The sequence below is a fragment of the Janthinobacterium sp. FW305-129 genome (assembly GCF_020858115.1).
Lineage (GTDB): Bacteria > Pseudomonadota > Gammaproteobacteria > Burkholderiales > Burkholderiaceae_D > Janthinobacterium.
In genome coordinates this window covers 148781-163296 of record NZ_JACYMM010000013.1, presented here as the reverse complement: position 1 = coordinate 163296, position 14516 = coordinate 148781, and the positions used below count along the sequence as shown (strand labels likewise).

The following is a 14516-nucleotide window of genomic DNA, read 5'->3' as shown; positions in this document are numbered from 1 at the left end:
TCTAATGTTACTTGTCCAGCGCCTTCAGGACCTTGTCGGTGATGTCGATGCGCGGGCTGGCCCACAGGGCTTCCTGCAGCACGATGTCATATCCTTCGATATGCGCCATCTGCTGGATGATGGTATTGGCTTTCTCCGCGATGGCGCTGCGCTCTTCGTTCGTGCGCTGGCTCAGGTCTTCGCGGAACTCGCGCTGGCGACGCTGCAGTTCCTTGTCCAGCTCGAAAAACTCGCGCTGGCGCTTGGCCCGCTCCGGCTCGCTCAAGGTCGGCATGTCCTTTTCCAGGGCTTCATTGGCGACCTTGAAGCGGGCCGCCAGTTCCTGCACGGCTTTTTCGCGCGAGCGGAACTCTTCGGCCAGCTTGGCGCTGGCCAGCTTGGCCAGCCTCGATTCGTTATAAATACGTTCGCTGCTGATCCAGGCGATCTTCGACTCCTGAGCCTGCGCCTGCACCGGCAACAGCGAACTCCAGCACAATGCAATCATGGCAAGGGACTTGGGCAGGGTGGCGGATGCGGTGTTCATGATACTCCATGGTCAAAAAGTAAAAGCTATCGCCCCGATTCAGATGGCCGGTCAGAAACCGGTGCCCATCTGGAACTGGAAGCGCTCCAGGCGGTCCGTCGGCTTGGCGTTCAGCGGTTTGGCATAGCTCAGCTTGAGCGGGCCCACCGGTGAAATCCAGCTGATGCCCAAGCCTGCAGAATAGCGCAATTGCGAGAGCCGCATTTTTTCGCCTTCCTGGTAGACCTGGCCGCCGTCGAGGAAACCGAACCAGCGCAAGCTGCGGTCATTGCCCGAACCGGGGAATGGCATCTGCAGTTCCGCGTTACCGATCAGGCGCGAGGCGCCGCCCAAGGCATCGTTGGTGCTCGGTTCGACCGCGCCCAGCGAGGAACTCAGGTAGCCGCGCACCGAACCGATGCCACCGCCGTAGAAGTTCTTGAAGACGGGATAGACGTGCTTGCCGATGCCGTGGCCGTAATCGAGCTCGCCCTTCAGCGCCAAGGTGACCTTGCTGAACAGCGGACGGAAATACTGGTGCTCATAGATGGCACGGAAGTATTTCTGGTCGCCGATCAGGTCAGCCTCCAGGTTGACGCGCTGGTAGCGGCCGATCGATGGCGTCAGGGCGCTGTCGCGGCTGTCGCGCTGCCATGCCGCCGTCAGCGGGATGGAATTCGTGGTGGCCGAACCGATACCGTCGGACGGGCCGCCGTTGTCGACCACATACTGCTTGAAGCGAATCGGGCTGGTGATGTCGGTTTCGATACGCGAGCGCTCGGCGCCGATGCCGAAGAAGACGGTGTCGACTTCCGAAAACGGCACGCCGAAACTGACGCGGCCACCGGTCTGCTTGATCTTGTAGCTGCCGATATTCAGCGCCGGCGGCTCCGTCGTGCGCAGGTAGACTTCGAAGCTGCGCGAAATGCCATCGTCCGTAAAATACGGATTGGTTTGCGAAAACGCAATCGTGCGGCTGTAATGGCTGGTATTGAGTTCGATGCCGACCGTGTTGCCGCTACCGGCAAAGTTGGCTTGCGAAATCGACGCCGACAGGGTGAATTTTTCCGATTGCGAGAAGGCGCCGCCGATCAGGAAGTTACCCGTTGGCTTTTCCACCACCGTCACGTTGACGTCGACCTGGTCGGTCGTGCCCTGCGCTTCCGGCGTGTCGATGGTCACGTCCTTGAAGTAGCCGAGGCGGTCGACACGGTCGCGCGACAGCTTGATCTTGTTGCTGTCGTACCAGGATGATTCGAACTGGCGGAATTCGCGGCGGATGACTTCATCGCGCGTGGTGGTGTTGCCGGCGATATTCATGTGGCGCACGTATACGCGCTTGCCCGGATCGATGAAGAAGGTGAAACCGACTTCATGCTTCTCGCGGTTGATTTCCGGATTCGCATTGACGTTGGCAAAGGCATAACCAAAGGTAGCCAGGCGGTCCTGGATGCGCTTGTTCGTCGCCGTCAGGCGCGCGCCCGAGTAGATCTCGCCTTCGCGCATCAGGTTCAGCGCTTTGAGCTCCTCTTCGCGGCCGAACATTTCGCCTTCGAACTTGGTGCCGGCGATCTTGTACTTCTCGCCTTCGGTGATGTTGATCGTCAGGTAGATGTCTTTTTTATCGGGCGTGATCGACACTTGCGTGGAGTCGACCTGCATCTCGATATAGCCGCGGTCCAGATAGTAGGACTTGAGCGACTCGATGTCGCCCGTCAGCTTGGTTTTCGAATACTGGTCGGCCTTGGTGTACCAGCTGAACCAGCCGCCCGTGTTCAGGGCCAGCTGTTCGCGCAGTTCCTTGTCCGTGAAAGCCTTGTTGCCGACGATGTTGATCTGCTTGATGCGGGCCACGTCGCCCTCGTCGACGGCGAACACCACGTTGACGCGGTTGCGCTCGATCGGCGTGACGGTGGTAGTGATCTTCACGCCGTACAGGCCATGCGACAGGTACTGACGCTTGAGTTCCTGTTCCGCGCGGTCGACGGACGCCTTGTCGAAAATCTTGGCTTCACCGACGCCGATTTCCTTCAGGGCCTTGACCAGCACGTCTTTTTCAAATTCCTTGGTGCCCGTAAATTCCACGGCCGCGATGGCCGGGCGTTCCTCGACCAGCACCACCAGCACGTCGCCATCGACTTCCAGGCGCACGTCCTTGAAGAAACCCGTCGCATACAGGGCCTTGATGGCGGCGATACTCTTTTCGTCGGAGAACGTCTCGCCGACGCGCACCGGCAGATAGCTGAAAACAGTGCCCGCTTCAGTACGCTGGATCCCTTCGACCCGGATGTCCTTGACAGTGAATGGCTGGACGGCCAGCGCATGGCCGGCACAGAAGGCCATGACGGCGGCGCCGATCAGGCTGCGACGAAAGGAAGGCAAGGCAAAACGAGCAGAATGTAATTTCATTGGGGTTATTCAATGGGTAAATCAATGGACAACATACACAAAAGATTGCTTGTGCGACTCACGCAATGGCATCAACCACCGCCCTAATTCAGCAATCGCAACACGTCATTAAAGACGGCAAGCACCATCAAGGTCAGCAACAAACCGATCCCCAGGCGCTGGGCAATCTCGCCTACGCGCTCCGGCAAGGGGCGTCCGGTCAAAACTTCCAGCGAATAATACAGCAAATGCCCGCCATCCAGAACAGGAATGGGTAGCAAATTCATCACGCCCAGACTGATACTGATGAAGGCAATGAAGCTCAGATAGCTTACCAGACCGATGCGCGCCGTCTGGCCCGCGTAATCGGCGATGGTAATGGGCCCCGTCACATTCTTCAGCGAGACCTGGCCGGTGATCATTTTACCCAGCATTTTCAGGCTCATGACACTGGTATCCCAGACCTTGGCTGACGCCTTGCCCACGGCGGCGAACGGTCCCGATGCCACGGTGATCATATCCGGCACCTGCCCCAGCTTTGCCTGGATCTTACCAACTGTTACAGCTCCCTCTGCCGTGCCAGCCTTGACAGCTTCCGGCGTAATGGACAGGGTCAGATCCTGCCCCTGTCGCAAAAGCTGCAACTGCAAGGTCCGGCCCGGCGCCTGGCTCAGGGTGGCGATGACGGCCGCCACGTCGTGCACGGGCTGCTCGTCGATGGCGAGGATCTGGTCGTTTTTCTGCAGGCCGGCGCGCGCGGCGGCGCCATCGGGCATGATTTCCATCAAGGTGGGCGCGGAACGGGCCATAGTCAGGCCCAGCTTGCCCAGCACGTCGCCTTCCAGGTCCGTTTCCGTCAGGCTGGCCGTCGGCAAGGTCGCTTCCTGCTGGCCACGGTCGGGGCGGCGCACCTCGATGCGCGCCGGCAGCTTGTCGAGGGTAGCCTGGATCAGCTCCCAGCGCAGCTCGGACCAGCTGGCCACGGCCTTGCCATTCACCGACTCGACCGTATCGCCGCTGCGCAAGCCGGCCGCATAGGCGGCCGTCTGTTCGGCCACGGGACCGAGCTTGCTGGACGGCTCTTCGATGCCATGCATGAACAGCCCCGCATACAGCACGATGGCTACGAGGAAATTGGCCAGCGGGCCGGCGGCCACGATGGCGATGCGGCGCCACACGCTCTGGCGCGTGAATTCGCGGCGCAATTCGCTTTCCGGCAAGTCGCTGAGGTCTTGCGCGCGGCTGTCGAGCATGCTCACATAGCCGCCCAGCGGCAGCGCGGAAATCGCCCACTCCGTCTGATCCTTGCCAAACTTGCGCGAATACACCACTTTCCCCATGCCAATCGAGAAACGCAGCACTTTCACGCCGCACCAGCGCGCCACCAGATAGTGGCCCAGTTCGTGCAAGGTGATCAGCGAGCCCAGCGCGACGATAAACGCCAGCAAGGTGGTAATCAAGGTCATGCGGCCAGCCTGTGGGCGATGTACGCGTGCGCGGCCGCTCTGGCCAGCCGATCCTGCTCCATCACGGCCTCGATGCTGGAAGCGGCGCCATGCGGCACCGTCTCAATGACGTGGGCGATGACCCGGTCGATCTGGCGGAAGCCGATCTGTTCATCAAGAAACGCTTGCACGGCCACTTCATTGGCCGCGTTCAGCAGGGCCGGCGCCGTGCCGCCCGCGCGCAGGGCGTCGAAGGCCAGCGCCAGGCAAGGAAAACGGCGGAAGTCGGGACGTTCGAACTGCAAGGTGGCAACTTGTGCCAGGTCAAGCTGCGCTACGCCAGAATTGATACGCTGCGGATACGCCAGCGCATGCGCGATGGGCGTGCGCATGTCCGGATTGCCCAGCTGGGCCAGCACGGAACCGTCGATATACGACACCATCGAATGGATCACGCTTTGCGGGTGGATCAGCACCTCGATCTGGTCGGCAGGGGCGCCGAACAGCCAGTGCGCCTCGATCACTTCCAGGCCCTTGTTCATCATGGTGGCCGAATCGACGGAAATCTTGCGCCCCATGGCCCACGTCGGATGCTTGCACGCCTGGTCCGGCGTCACGCTATCGAGCGTCTCGACGTCGCGCGTGAGGAAGGGGCCGCCGGAAGCAGTCAGCACGATTTTTGCCACGCCGGCGGCGCCAGGCGCGCGGCCATGGGCGTGCGGCATGCATTGGAAGATGGCGTTATGTTCGCTGTCGATCGGCAGCAGCACGGCACCGTTGTCATGCACGGCATCGATGAACAGCTGGCCCGACATGACCAGCGCTTCTTTATTGGCCAGCAATACTTTCTTGCCAGCACGTGCGGCCGCCAGGGTGGGCGCCAGGCCGGCGGCGCCGACGATGGCCGCCATCACGCCCGTCACTTGCGGTGCGCTGGCGATGGCGCACAGGGCTTCCTCGCCGTACTCGACTTGCGTATCGGCGCCCTGCCCGCGCAGCAAACGCGTCAGTTCAAGGGCGGCATCCGCCGTGCCGACGACGGCGCGCTGCGGACGGAATTGCAGACACTGGGCGGCCAGTTCGGCCACACGGCTGTGGGCGCTCAGCGCATACACGCTGTATTGCTCCGGATGGCGCGCCAGCACGTCCAGGGTGGACACGCCGATCGAGCCGGTCGCGCCTAGAATGGTGATGTATTGCATGAGTTTCCTTAAAGCCAGCTGGCCACGAGGGCGGCAAATGGCAGGACCGGGATCAACGCGTCGATACGGTCGAGTACGCCGCCATGGCCAGGCAGCAGGTTGCTGCTGTCCTTGATGCCGGCGCGGCGCTTCAATTGGGATTCGAACAGGTCGCCGACGATGCTGGCGGCGACGATCAGCAGCAGTACCAGCAAGGCCACCAGCCAGCCGCGGCGCAACTGCAGCTGCACGGCAAAGGTATCTTGCAAGACCGGCAGCGATGGCGCGGCAACGATGGTGATGGCGGCGATGACCAGCACGGCGATGCCGCCGCCGATGGCGCCCTCCCAAGATTTTCCTGGGGAAATGCTTGGCGCCAGCTTGCGCTTGCCGAAAGCCTTGCCCGAGAAATAGGCGCCGATGTCGGCGATCCACACGAGAGCCATGACGGACAGCAGGTACAAAGGGCTATGCAGGAACAAGGCGATGATGGCGACGAAGCAGCCGACGATGGTCACCGGGTACACCAGGCTGAGCAAGGTATTGCCCAGGCCTTCGGTGGGCGGCAAGCCCGTCGCCAGCGAAGGCACGAAGCGGATCAGCCAGATGGCCACGCACAGGGCGAACCAGAAATTGAGCTGCGCCATGCCGTTACCGACAAAAAACGTATACGCGAAGGCGGCAGTCCAGACGGCGGCGATCAGCAGCGCCTGGCGATTTTTGAAGATACGAAAGCTTTCCCAGACGGCGGCGCCAAAGAACGCCGTGGCGATCACGGCGAAGGCGGGGAAATAATTCAGATACAGAACCGGCAGCAAGACCGCCAACAAGACCAGGGCGGTGATTATCCGTGTTTTCAGCATCAGTTTGTCTTTTCAGTTAATTGCGCGCTGGTACGGCCAAAGCGCCGTTCGCGCTGCTGGTAAGACGCGATTGCCGCGTCGAGGCACTCGTCATCGAAGTCGGGCCAGAAAGTCTCGGTGAAAAACAACTCAGTGTACGCCAGTTGCCACAGGAGGAAATTGGAAATGCGCTGCTCGCCGCCCGTGCGGATGAACAGGTCAGGCTCGGGTGCGTAGGCCATGGCCAGTTGCGGCGCCAGTTGCTCTTCCGTGTAGGCGTGGCCAGCGGGCTGGCCATTGGCTGCCGCCTCGGCCGTCATTTTATTGACTGCCTGCATAATATCCCAGCGGCCGCCGTAATTGGCGCAGATGGACACCGTCAGGCGCGTGTTGTTGGCCGTCTTGCGTTCCGCATTGGCGATCAGGGTTTGCAGCTCCCCATTGAAGCGCGACAGGTCGCCCACCACCTTCAGGCGGATGTCGCTGGCATGCATCTTGACCACTTCGCGTTCCAGCATGGTAACGAACAGGCGCATCAGCATCGACACCTCTTCTTCCGGGCGGCGCCAGTTTTCCGAACTGAAGGCAAACAGGGTCAGATATTCGACACCGCGGTTGAGGCAACTCTCGACGATGCCGCGCACGGCGTCGGCGCCCTTGACGTGGCCAGCCACGCGGGGCAGGAAGCGCTTGGTTGCCCAGCGGCCATTGCCATCCATAATGATTGCTACATGGCGCGGCACCGTGCCAACCTCAGGTACTGCCGTTGTCGAACTCGAATAGATCATGAAAACACGAATACCAAAAATAAAAGATAGCTATTATGCGCCAAATAGCACTGCCCGGAAAAGCCATGCTTTCCCGGGCAGCGTCAAAAGGACTGAAAACTAGACCGTCAGCACTTCTTTTTCTTTGTCGACAACCATCTTGTCGATGTCGGCAATAAACTTGTCGGTCAGTTTCTGCACTTCTTCCGACGAGCGGCGCTCATCGTCCTCGGAGCAGGCTTTTTCCTTGACCAGTTTCTTCAGCGACTCGTTCGCATCGCGACGAATGTTACGCACGGCAATCTTCGCGTCTTCCGCTTCGCTCTTGACCAGCTTGACCATTTCCTTGCGGCGCTCTTCCGTCAGCGGCGGCGTCGGGACGCGGATCAGGTCGCCCTGTGCCGATGGATTCAAGCCCAGGTCGGCGTCGCGGATGGCTTTTTCGATGGTGTTGGCCATCTTCTTCTCGTACGGCTGCACGCCGATGGTGCGCGCGTCAATCAGGGTCACGTTGGCGACCTGGGTCAGCGCCGTCGGCGAACCATAGTAGTCGACCATCACGTGGTCCAGGATACCCGTATGGGCACGGCCGGTACGCACTTTGGCCAGGTCGGCCCGCAGTGTTTCCAGCGACTTCGTCATGCGTTCCTGGGTGTTCTTTTTAACGTCAGCTAAGGACATTGCTGTACTCCTTGTCTTGATAATAATGAATATTGCTACTTCGCTTGCGATGAAAACACCAGCGCAGTCGGGAGTGCCGAAAACCGTTCAGGGCAAGGCGCAGCGCCGAAGACAGTACGAATGTACGGCAAGGCACTGCAACGCAGCCATGGACGGTTTCTCGGCGCTCCGCTTCCCTTATACGTGAACCAAGGTGCCTTCATCTTCGCCCATGATGACGCGCATCAGCGCGCCTGGCTTGGTGATCGAAAACACTTTAATTGGCAGTTTCTGGTCGCGGCACAGGGCGAATGCGGTGGCATCCATCACTTGCAGGTGCTTGGCGATGGCGTCGTCGAACGTAATCGTGTGGAACAGGGTGGCGTTCGGATCCTTCTTCGGATCGGCCGTGTAGACGCCGTCGACCTTGGTGGCCTTCAGGACGATCTCGGCGCTGATCTCGGAACCGCGCAGGGCGGCTGCCGTGTCGGTGGTGAAGAACGGATTGCCGGTGCCGGCGGCGAAGACCACTACTTTACCTTCTTCCAGGTATTGCAGGGCTTTCGGGCGGACGTACGGCTCGACGACTTGTTCGATGCCGATGGCCGACATGACGCGCGCGGTGATGCCCACGTGGCGCATGGCATCGGCCAGGGCCAGTGCGTTCATCACCGTGGCCAGCATGCCCATGTAGTCGGCGGTGGCACGGTCCATGCCTTGCGCGCCGGGCGCGACGCCGCGGAAGATATTGCCGCCGCCAATCACGATTGCCAGTTCCACACCCAACTTCGCCACCTCGGCCACATCGGCCACCATGCGCTCGATCGTGGCGCGGTTGATGCCGTAGGGATCATCACCCATCAGGGCTTCGCCGGACAACTTGAGGAGGACGCGCTTGTAGGCTGGTTTTGACATGAGCTGGGGCTCCATAAATGAGGTTATTCGAGTATGACATGGCGCAGCGCCTTGCAGCGCCGGATAGGCGCGCGGGACTGCCCATGCCGCCGCCCGGCACGGCAGGTGCGGGCGGGCCAAAAAAACGGGCCTCTCGGCCCGCTTTACTTACGCTCCCTGGGAGGCAGCCATCTGTGCTGCGACTTCTGCTGCGAAGTCGTCTTGCTTCTTCTCGATGCCCTCGCCCACTACGTACATGGCGAAACCTTTGACGCTGGTGTTAGCCGCCTTCAGCATTTGCTCAACCGACAGCTTGTCGTTTTTCACGAAAGCCTGGTTCAGCAGCGATACTTCTTTCAGGAACTTCTGTACGGAACCTTCCAGGCGCTTGGCCAGGATTTCCGGCGATTGCGCTGGCTTGCCTTCGGCGGCCGCTTTGGCTGCGTCTTCTTCGGCTTTCAGTTGTGCAACCGAACGCTCTTTTTCGATCAGTTCCGCAGGAACTTCGTTCGACGACAGCGATACTGGCTTCATGGCAGCGATGTGCATGGCCACGTCCTTGCCTACTTGCTCATCGGCACCGTCGAATTCGACGATCACGCCAATGCGCGAACCGTGCAGGTACGAAGCCAGCTTGGCGCTGGTTTCGAAACGCTGGAAGCGGCGGATGGTCATGTTTTCGCCGATTTTGCCGATCAGGGCAGCGCGCACTTCGTCCAGGGTCTTGCCGTCGAGTGGCAGGGCCAGCAGGGCAGCCACGTCAGCCGGGTTGTGTTCTGCTACCAGGCGGGCAGCGTTGTTGGCCAGTGCCAGGAAATCGTCGTTTTTCGCAACGAAGTCGGTTTCCGAGTTCACTTCGACCAGGGCGCCTACGCCGTTGGCGATGTAGGTTGCCACGACGCCTTCAGCGGTGATGCGCGCCGATGCTTTCGATGCCTTGCCGCCCAGTTTGACGCGCAGGATCTCTTCCGCACGCGCCATGTCGCCTTCGGCTTCGGTCAGTGCTTTTTTGCATTCCATCATTGGTGCGTCGGTTTTGCCGCGCAATTCGCCTACCATCGCTGCTGTAATCGCTGCCATGTGTTTCTCCTGATTCGGTGAGTCGATAGTCGCGGCCGGGCATGCATGCCTCGCCAGCGGTCACTATCGTTTTTTTGTTAAAAAAAAGGGGGAGCTGCTGCCACCCCTTTTCCCTTACTGCTGTGCTTACAAACGGCTATCCTGCGATAGCCTGGCCATTAAGCCTGTTCGTTTACTTCGACGAATTCGTCGCCAGCGGCTGCTTTAACCATTTCAACAACTTCGTTACCGGCAGCTGCACGGCCTTCGATAATTGCGTCAGCAACACCGCGAGCGTACAACATGATGGCTTTCGAGGAGTCATCGTTACCTGGGATCACGAAGTTCACGCCTTCTGGGGAGTGGTTGGTATCGACAACGCCGATGACCGGGATACCCAGTTTAGCTGCTTCGGTGATCGCGCCTTTGTGGTAGCCGACGTCGACGACGAAGATTGCGTCAGGAATGCCGCCCATGTCCTTGATGCCGCCGATCGATTTTTGCAGCTTGATCATTTCGCGGGAGAACATCAGCGCTTCTTTTTTCGACAGCTTCTCGATCGAACCGTCTTCGATCATCGCTTCCATGTCCTTCAGGCGCTTGATCGAGGTTTTGATCGTTTTGAAGTTGGTCAGCATACCGCCCAACCAACGTTGATCAACGAAAGGCACGCCAGCGCGTTGTGCTTCAGCAGCGATGATTTCGCGAGCTTGACGCTTGGTGCCAACCATCAGGATGGTGCCACGGTTTGCAGCCAGTTGACGCACGTGCTTCATTGCGTCCTGGTACATCGCCATGGTTTTTTCCAGGTTGATGATGTGGATCTTGTTGCGATGGCCGAAGATGAACGGTGCCATTTTTGGGTTCCAAAAACGGGTTTGGTGACCAAAGTGGACACCGGCTTCCAGCATTTCGCGCATTGTTACGGACATTATTAACTCCAGGGTTGGGTCTGGAATCCGATCAGTCACCATACAGGCACCCTTGTCGACCGGATTCGCGTGTTTATATAAATTAAAGACACTATTTACTGCATTGCTCAAAAGAGAATTCAAGCAACCCGGGATTCTACACTGAAATGACCGCCGCATCAAGTCCGCACTGCAAAACGCCGGCCCTGCGGAAACACTCAACGCACCACCTTGGTGCAAGACGTGGCGCCACCGCCGATAGAGCGCCGTTTCCCCCACAAATCCCCGCCTCAGCCATAGGAAGGAGGCGGCGGATTCAGGGCGCCTCGTTTATAATTTCGACATATTTGCAGACTTTTCCCCATCTGGCAGGAATGGTCTGTGCTTTTCACCTGAATTCTTGCAGATTGCGAATTACACCATGTCCACCATCCGTATCAATACCCCCGCCGACATCGAAGGCATGCGCATCGCCGGCAAGCTCGGCGCCGAAGTACTCGACTACATCACGCCCTTCGTCAAGGTGGGCGTCACCACGGGCGAGCTCGATCGCCTGTGCCACGAATACATGGTCAACGTGCAGGGCACCATCCCTGCCCCGCTGAACTACTGTCCGCCCGGCTACACCCCCTACCCGAAAGCCATCTGCACCTCCGTCAACGACGTCATCTGCCACGGCATTCCTGGCGACAAGGTCTTGAAAAGCGGCGATTCCGTCAACCTCGACATCACCGTCATCAAGGATGGCTACCACGGCGACAACAGCCGCATGTTCCTCGTCGGCACGCCCACCATCCTGGCCAAGCGCCTGTCGGAAATCACCTATGAATGCATGTGGCTGGGAATCGACCAGATCAAGCCGGGCGCCCACCTGGGCGATATCGGCCACGCCATCCAGCAGCACGCGGAAAAAGCCGGCTACAGCGTGGTGCGCGAATTCTGCGGCCATGGCATCGGCAAAGTCTTCCACGAAGAACCGCAAGTGTTGCATTACGGCAAGCCAGGCACCCTGGAACGCCTGGAAGCGGGCATGATTTTCACCGTGGAACCGATGATCAACTCGGGCCGCCGCGAAATCCGCGAAATGAACGATGGCTGGACCATCAAAACCAAGGACCGCAGCCTGTCGGCGCAATGGGAACACACGGTGCTGGTGACGGAAACGGGCTATGAAGTGCTGACCGTCTCGCCCGGCATGCCGCCACCGCCCGCCTTGATCCTGAACAAAGCCTGATTCTTCCATCCCACGCACCGCCACCCAGGGCCCAGATGAAAAAGCAAGTTCGGGAACAGCTGAAACAGCAACTGAAAGCCGACCGCCAGGTCGTCATTGCGGCCTTCCAGGCCGACGGCAAGCCTGAAAAACTGCTGCGCAGCCTGCGCCACAGCGTCGACGGGGTGCTGGCGCGCGCCTGGCAGGAAGCGGGCTTGCCGCCAGGCACTTCCCTGGTGGGCGTGGGCGGCTATGGCCGCGGCGAACTGTTTCCGTATTCCGACGTCGACCTGCTGATCCTGCTGCAACAGGCGCCGGACGCGGCCGCGCAGGAAAAACTGGAAGAACTGGTGCAGCTGCTGTGGGACCTGGGGCTGGAAATCGGCCACAGCATCCGCACGGTCGACGAGTGCCTGGTCGAATCGAAGGCCGACATCACCGTGCAAACGAGCTTGCTCGAAGCGCGCCTTGTGTGCGGCAATGCGGACCTGTTCGCGCAATTGCAGCAGCGCTACGATGCGGCGATGGATCCGCAGGCATTTTTCCAGGCAAAAACGGCTGAAATGCGCCAGCGCCATGCCAAATATGAAGACACGGCCTTCAGCCTGGAACCGAATTGCAAGGAAAGCCCGGGCGGCCTGCGCGACCTGCAGGTGATTTTGTGGGTGGCCAAGGCGGCCGGCCTGGCGAACTCGTGGCGCACGCTGGCAACTGGCGGCCTGATCACCCTGACGGAAGCGCGCCAGCTGATGGAAAAGGAACGCGCCTTCAAGGATATCCGCGTGCGCCTGCACCTGCATGCTGGGCGGCGCGAAGACCGCCTCGTGTTCGACGTGCAGACGGCCATCGCCGAATCGCTGGGCTTGCAGGCGACGGGCAGCGGGCCGCACATGCGCCGCGCCAGCGAATTCCTCATGCAGCGCTATTACTGGGCCGCCAAGACCGTGACCCAGCTCAACACGATTCTGCTGCAAAACATCGAGGCGCGGCTGTTTCCGCAGGACGACGTGGCCGTGCCCATCAACGAACGCTTCAATGAAGTCAACAGCCTGATCGACATCAGCGCCGACGATACGTTCGAGCAATATCCTTCGGCCATGCTGGAAATCTTCGTGCTGATGACGGAGCGCCCGGCCCTGAAGGGCATGACCTCGCGCGCCACGCGGGCCCTGTGGCACGCGCGCTTCAAGATCGACGCCGCCTTCCGCCAGGACCCCGTCAACCGCGCCCTCTTCCTGCGCATCATGCAAGCCCCGGTCGGCATCATCCATGCGCTGCGGCGCATGAACGAGATGAGCATCCTGGGGCGCTACCTGCCGAATTTCCGCCGCATCGTGGGCCAGATGCAGCACGACCTGTTCCACGTGTACACGGTCGACCAGCACATTTTGATGGTGGTGCGCAACATGCGCCGCTTCACCATGAGCGAACATGCGCACGAGTACCCGTTCTGCAGCCAGCTGATGGCCGATTTCTCGCAATCGTGGCTGCTGTACGTGGCGGCCCTGTTCCACGACATCGCCAAGGGCCGCGGCGGCGACCACTCGAAGCTGGGCGTGGCCGACGCCACCCAGTTCTGCCAGGACCACGGCCTGTCGTTTGATGACACGGAACTGGTGGCTTTCTTGGTGGAAAATCACCTGACCATGTCACAAGTTGCACAAAAGCAAGATCTGTCCGACCCGGACGTCATCGCCGCCTTTGCGAAAGTGGTCAAGGACGAGCGCCACCTGACGGGCCTGTACCTGCTGACGGTGGCCGACATCCGCGGCACCAGTCCGAAAGTGTGGAATGCCTGGAAAGGCAAGCTGCTGGAAGACCTGTACAAGATCACCCTGCGCGTGCTGGGCGGCGAGCCGCACACGGCTGACCGCGAACTGAAGAACCGCCAGCAGGAAGCGCTGGCCACACTGCGCCTGTACGGCTTGCCGCCCGATGCGCATGTAAAGCTGTGGCAGCAGCTGGACGTGGCGTATTTCCTGCGCCACGACGCCTCGGACATCGCCTGGCAGACGCGCTCGCTGTATGACAAGCTCGACAGCAAGTTGCCGGTGGTAAAATGCCGGCTGGCGCCCATCGGCGAAGGCTTGCAGGTGGCCGTGTACATTCCCGACCAGCCGGACCTGTTCGCGCGCATCTGCAGCTATTTCGACCGCAAGAATTTCAGCATCCTCGACGCGAAGATCCACACGACGAAAAATGGCTATGCGCTCGACACCTTCCTCGTCACCGAGCAAAACTTCGCCAAGAGCTACCGCGACATCATCAGCCTGATCGAGCATGAGCTGGGCGAGCTGCTGCAGTCGCAGACGCCGCTGCCGCCGCCGGGCAAGGGACGGCTGTCGCGCCTGTCGCGCACCTTCCCCTTCCAGCCGACGGTGGACTTGCGGCCCGATGAAAAAGGCCAGTACTACCTGCTGTCGGTGGCCGCCAACGACCGCACGGGCCTGCTGTACGCGATCGCCAACGTGCTGACCAAGTACCGCATCAACTTGCACACGGCCAAGATCATGACCCTGGGCGAGCGGGTCGAAGACGTTTTCCTCGTCGACGGTCCCGCGCTCAACAATGCCCGCAACCAGATATTGCTGGAAACCGATTTACTCGATGCGCTGAAAGTGTAAGCTTTCCGCGCAGCGCCTACCCTTACT

Annotated in this window: 12 protein-coding genes; 2 read left to right on the top strand and 10 right to left on the bottom strand. The window is 60.3% G+C overall.

The features are described 5' to 3' along the window. Positions 1 to 7: 7 nt before the first annotated feature. The 10 genes from IGS61_RS24365 to rpsB all read right to left on the bottom strand — a co-directional run bounded on the left by IGS61_RS24365 (position 8) and on the right by rpsB (position 10673). Complete coding sequence (locus IGS61_RS24365) at positions 8 to 526, bottom strand: OmpH family outer membrane protein (RefSeq protein ID WP_230541972.1); 519 nt, start codon at positions 524 to 526, stop codon at positions 8 to 10. 51 nt (positions 527 to 577) lie between these two features. Then, complete coding sequence (bamA, locus tag IGS61_RS24360) at positions 578 to 2914, bottom strand: outer membrane protein assembly factor BamA (protein ID WP_230541971.1); 2337 nt, start codon at positions 2912 to 2914, stop codon at positions 578 to 580. An 83-nt stretch (positions 2915 to 2997) separates the two neighbouring features. Then, positions 2998 to 4359: an RIP metalloprotease RseP gene (gene rseP / locus IGS61_RS24355; RefSeq protein WP_230541970.1), complete on the bottom strand. Its 1362-nt coding sequence runs from the start codon at positions 4357 to 4359 to the stop codon at positions 2998 to 3000. After that, the gene (gene ispC, locus IGS61_RS24350; RefSeq protein ID WP_230541969.1) at positions 4356 to 5540 is read right to left on the bottom strand and encodes a 1-deoxy-D-xylulose-5-phosphate reductoisomerase; all 1185 of its coding nucleotides are present in this window, start codon (positions 5538 to 5540) and stop codon (positions 4356 to 4358) included. The genes rseP and ispC overlap by 4 nt, the downstream gene beginning before the upstream one ends. 8 nt (positions 5541 to 5548) lie before the next feature. Beyond that, a complete protein-coding gene (locus IGS61_RS24345; RefSeq protein ID WP_152252664.1) occupies positions 5549 to 6382 on the bottom strand; it encodes a phosphatidate cytidylyltransferase in 834 nt (277 codons plus the stop codon). Then, the gene (gene uppS / locus IGS61_RS24340; RefSeq protein ID WP_230541968.1) at positions 6382 to 7149 is read right to left on the bottom strand and encodes a polyprenyl diphosphate synthase; all 768 of its coding nucleotides are present in this window, start codon (positions 7147 to 7149) and stop codon (positions 6382 to 6384) included. Before uppS ends, IGS61_RS24345 begins: the two co-directional genes overlap by 1 nt. A gap of 99 nt (positions 7150 to 7248) precedes the next feature. Further along, a complete protein-coding gene (gene frr / locus IGS61_RS24335; protein ID WP_034784152.1) occupies positions 7249 to 7809 on the bottom strand; it encodes a ribosome recycling factor in 561 nt (186 codons plus the stop codon). Positions 7810 to 7986: 177 nt separating this feature from the next. After that, positions 7987 to 8703 carry a UMP kinase gene (pyrH, locus tag IGS61_RS24330; RefSeq protein WP_034752258.1) on the bottom strand — a complete coding sequence of 239 codons (717 nt, stop codon included), beginning with the start codon at positions 8701 to 8703 and terminating at the stop codon, positions 7987 to 7989. A 147-nt stretch (positions 8704 to 8850) separates the two neighbouring features. After that, the gene (tsf, locus tag IGS61_RS24325) at positions 8851 to 9762 is read right to left on the bottom strand and encodes a translation elongation factor Ts (RefSeq protein ID WP_086137734.1); all 912 of its coding nucleotides are present in this window, start codon (positions 9760 to 9762) and stop codon (positions 8851 to 8853) included. A gap of 158 nt (positions 9763 to 9920) precedes the next feature. Then, positions 9921 to 10673, bottom strand: coding sequence for a 30S ribosomal protein S2 (gene rpsB, locus IGS61_RS24320; RefSeq protein ID WP_152283262.1), 753 nt, complete (start codon positions 10671 to 10673; stop codon positions 9921 to 9923). Positions 10674 to 11073: 400 nt separating this feature from the next. Here rpsB and map point away from each other — a divergent pair, with 400 nt between their 5' ends. After that, positions 11074 to 11886, top strand: a complete 813-nt coding sequence (gene map / locus IGS61_RS24315) for a type I methionyl aminopeptidase (RefSeq protein WP_230541967.1) — start codon at positions 11074 to 11076, stop codon at positions 11884 to 11886. Positions 11887 to 11921: 35 nt separating this feature from the next. Further along, the gene (locus IGS61_RS24310) at positions 11922 to 14489 is read left to right on the top strand and encodes a [protein-PII] uridylyltransferase (protein ID WP_230541966.1); all 2568 of its coding nucleotides are present in this window, start codon (positions 11922 to 11924) and stop codon (positions 14487 to 14489) included. Positions 14490 to 14516 lie beyond the last annotated feature (27 nt).

Bases quoted from the DNA above. Each gene is read 5' to 3' on its own strand.
- IGS61_RS24365 (WP_230541972.1), bottom strand. From the start codon at position 526: ATGAACACCGCATCCGCCACCCTGCCCAAGTCCCTTGCCATGATTGCA.
- bamA (WP_230541971.1), bottom strand. From the start codon at position 2,914: ATGAAATTACATTCTGCTCGTTTTGCCTTGCCTTCCTTTCGTCGCAGC.
- rseP (WP_230541970.1), bottom strand. From the start codon at position 4,359: ATGACCTTGATTACCACCTTGCTGGCGTTTATCGTCGCGCTGGGCTCG.
- ispC (WP_230541969.1), bottom strand. From the start codon at position 5,540: ATGCAATACATCACCATTCTAGGCGCGACCGGCTCGATCGGCGTGTCC.
- IGS61_RS24345 (WP_152252664.1), bottom strand. From the start codon at position 6,382: ATGCTGAAAACACGGATAATCACCGCCCTGGTCTTGTTGGCGGTCTTG.
- uppS (WP_230541968.1), bottom strand. From the start codon at position 7,149: ATGATCTATTCGAGTTCGACAACGGCAGTACCTGAGGTTGGCACGGTG.
- frr (WP_034784152.1), bottom strand. From the start codon at position 7,809: ATGTCCTTAGCTGACGTTAAAAAGAACACCCAGGAACGCATGACGAAG.
- pyrH (WP_034752258.1), bottom strand. From the start codon at position 8,703: ATGTCAAAACCAGCCTACAAGCGCGTCCTCCTCAAGTTGTCCGGCGAA.
- tsf (WP_086137734.1), bottom strand. From the start codon at position 9,762: ATGGCAGCGATTACAGCAGCGATGGTAGGCGAATTGCGCGGCAAAACC.
- rpsB (WP_152283262.1), bottom strand. From the start codon at position 10,673: ATGTCCGTAACAATGCGCGAAATGCTGGAAGCCGGTGTCCACTTTGGT.
- map (WP_230541967.1), top strand. From the start codon at position 11,074: ATGTCCACCATCCGTATCAATACCCCCGCCGACATCGAAGGCATGCGC.
- IGS61_RS24310 (WP_230541966.1), top strand. From the start codon at position 11,922: ATGAAAAAGCAAGTTCGGGAACAGCTGAAACAGCAACTGAAAGCCGAC.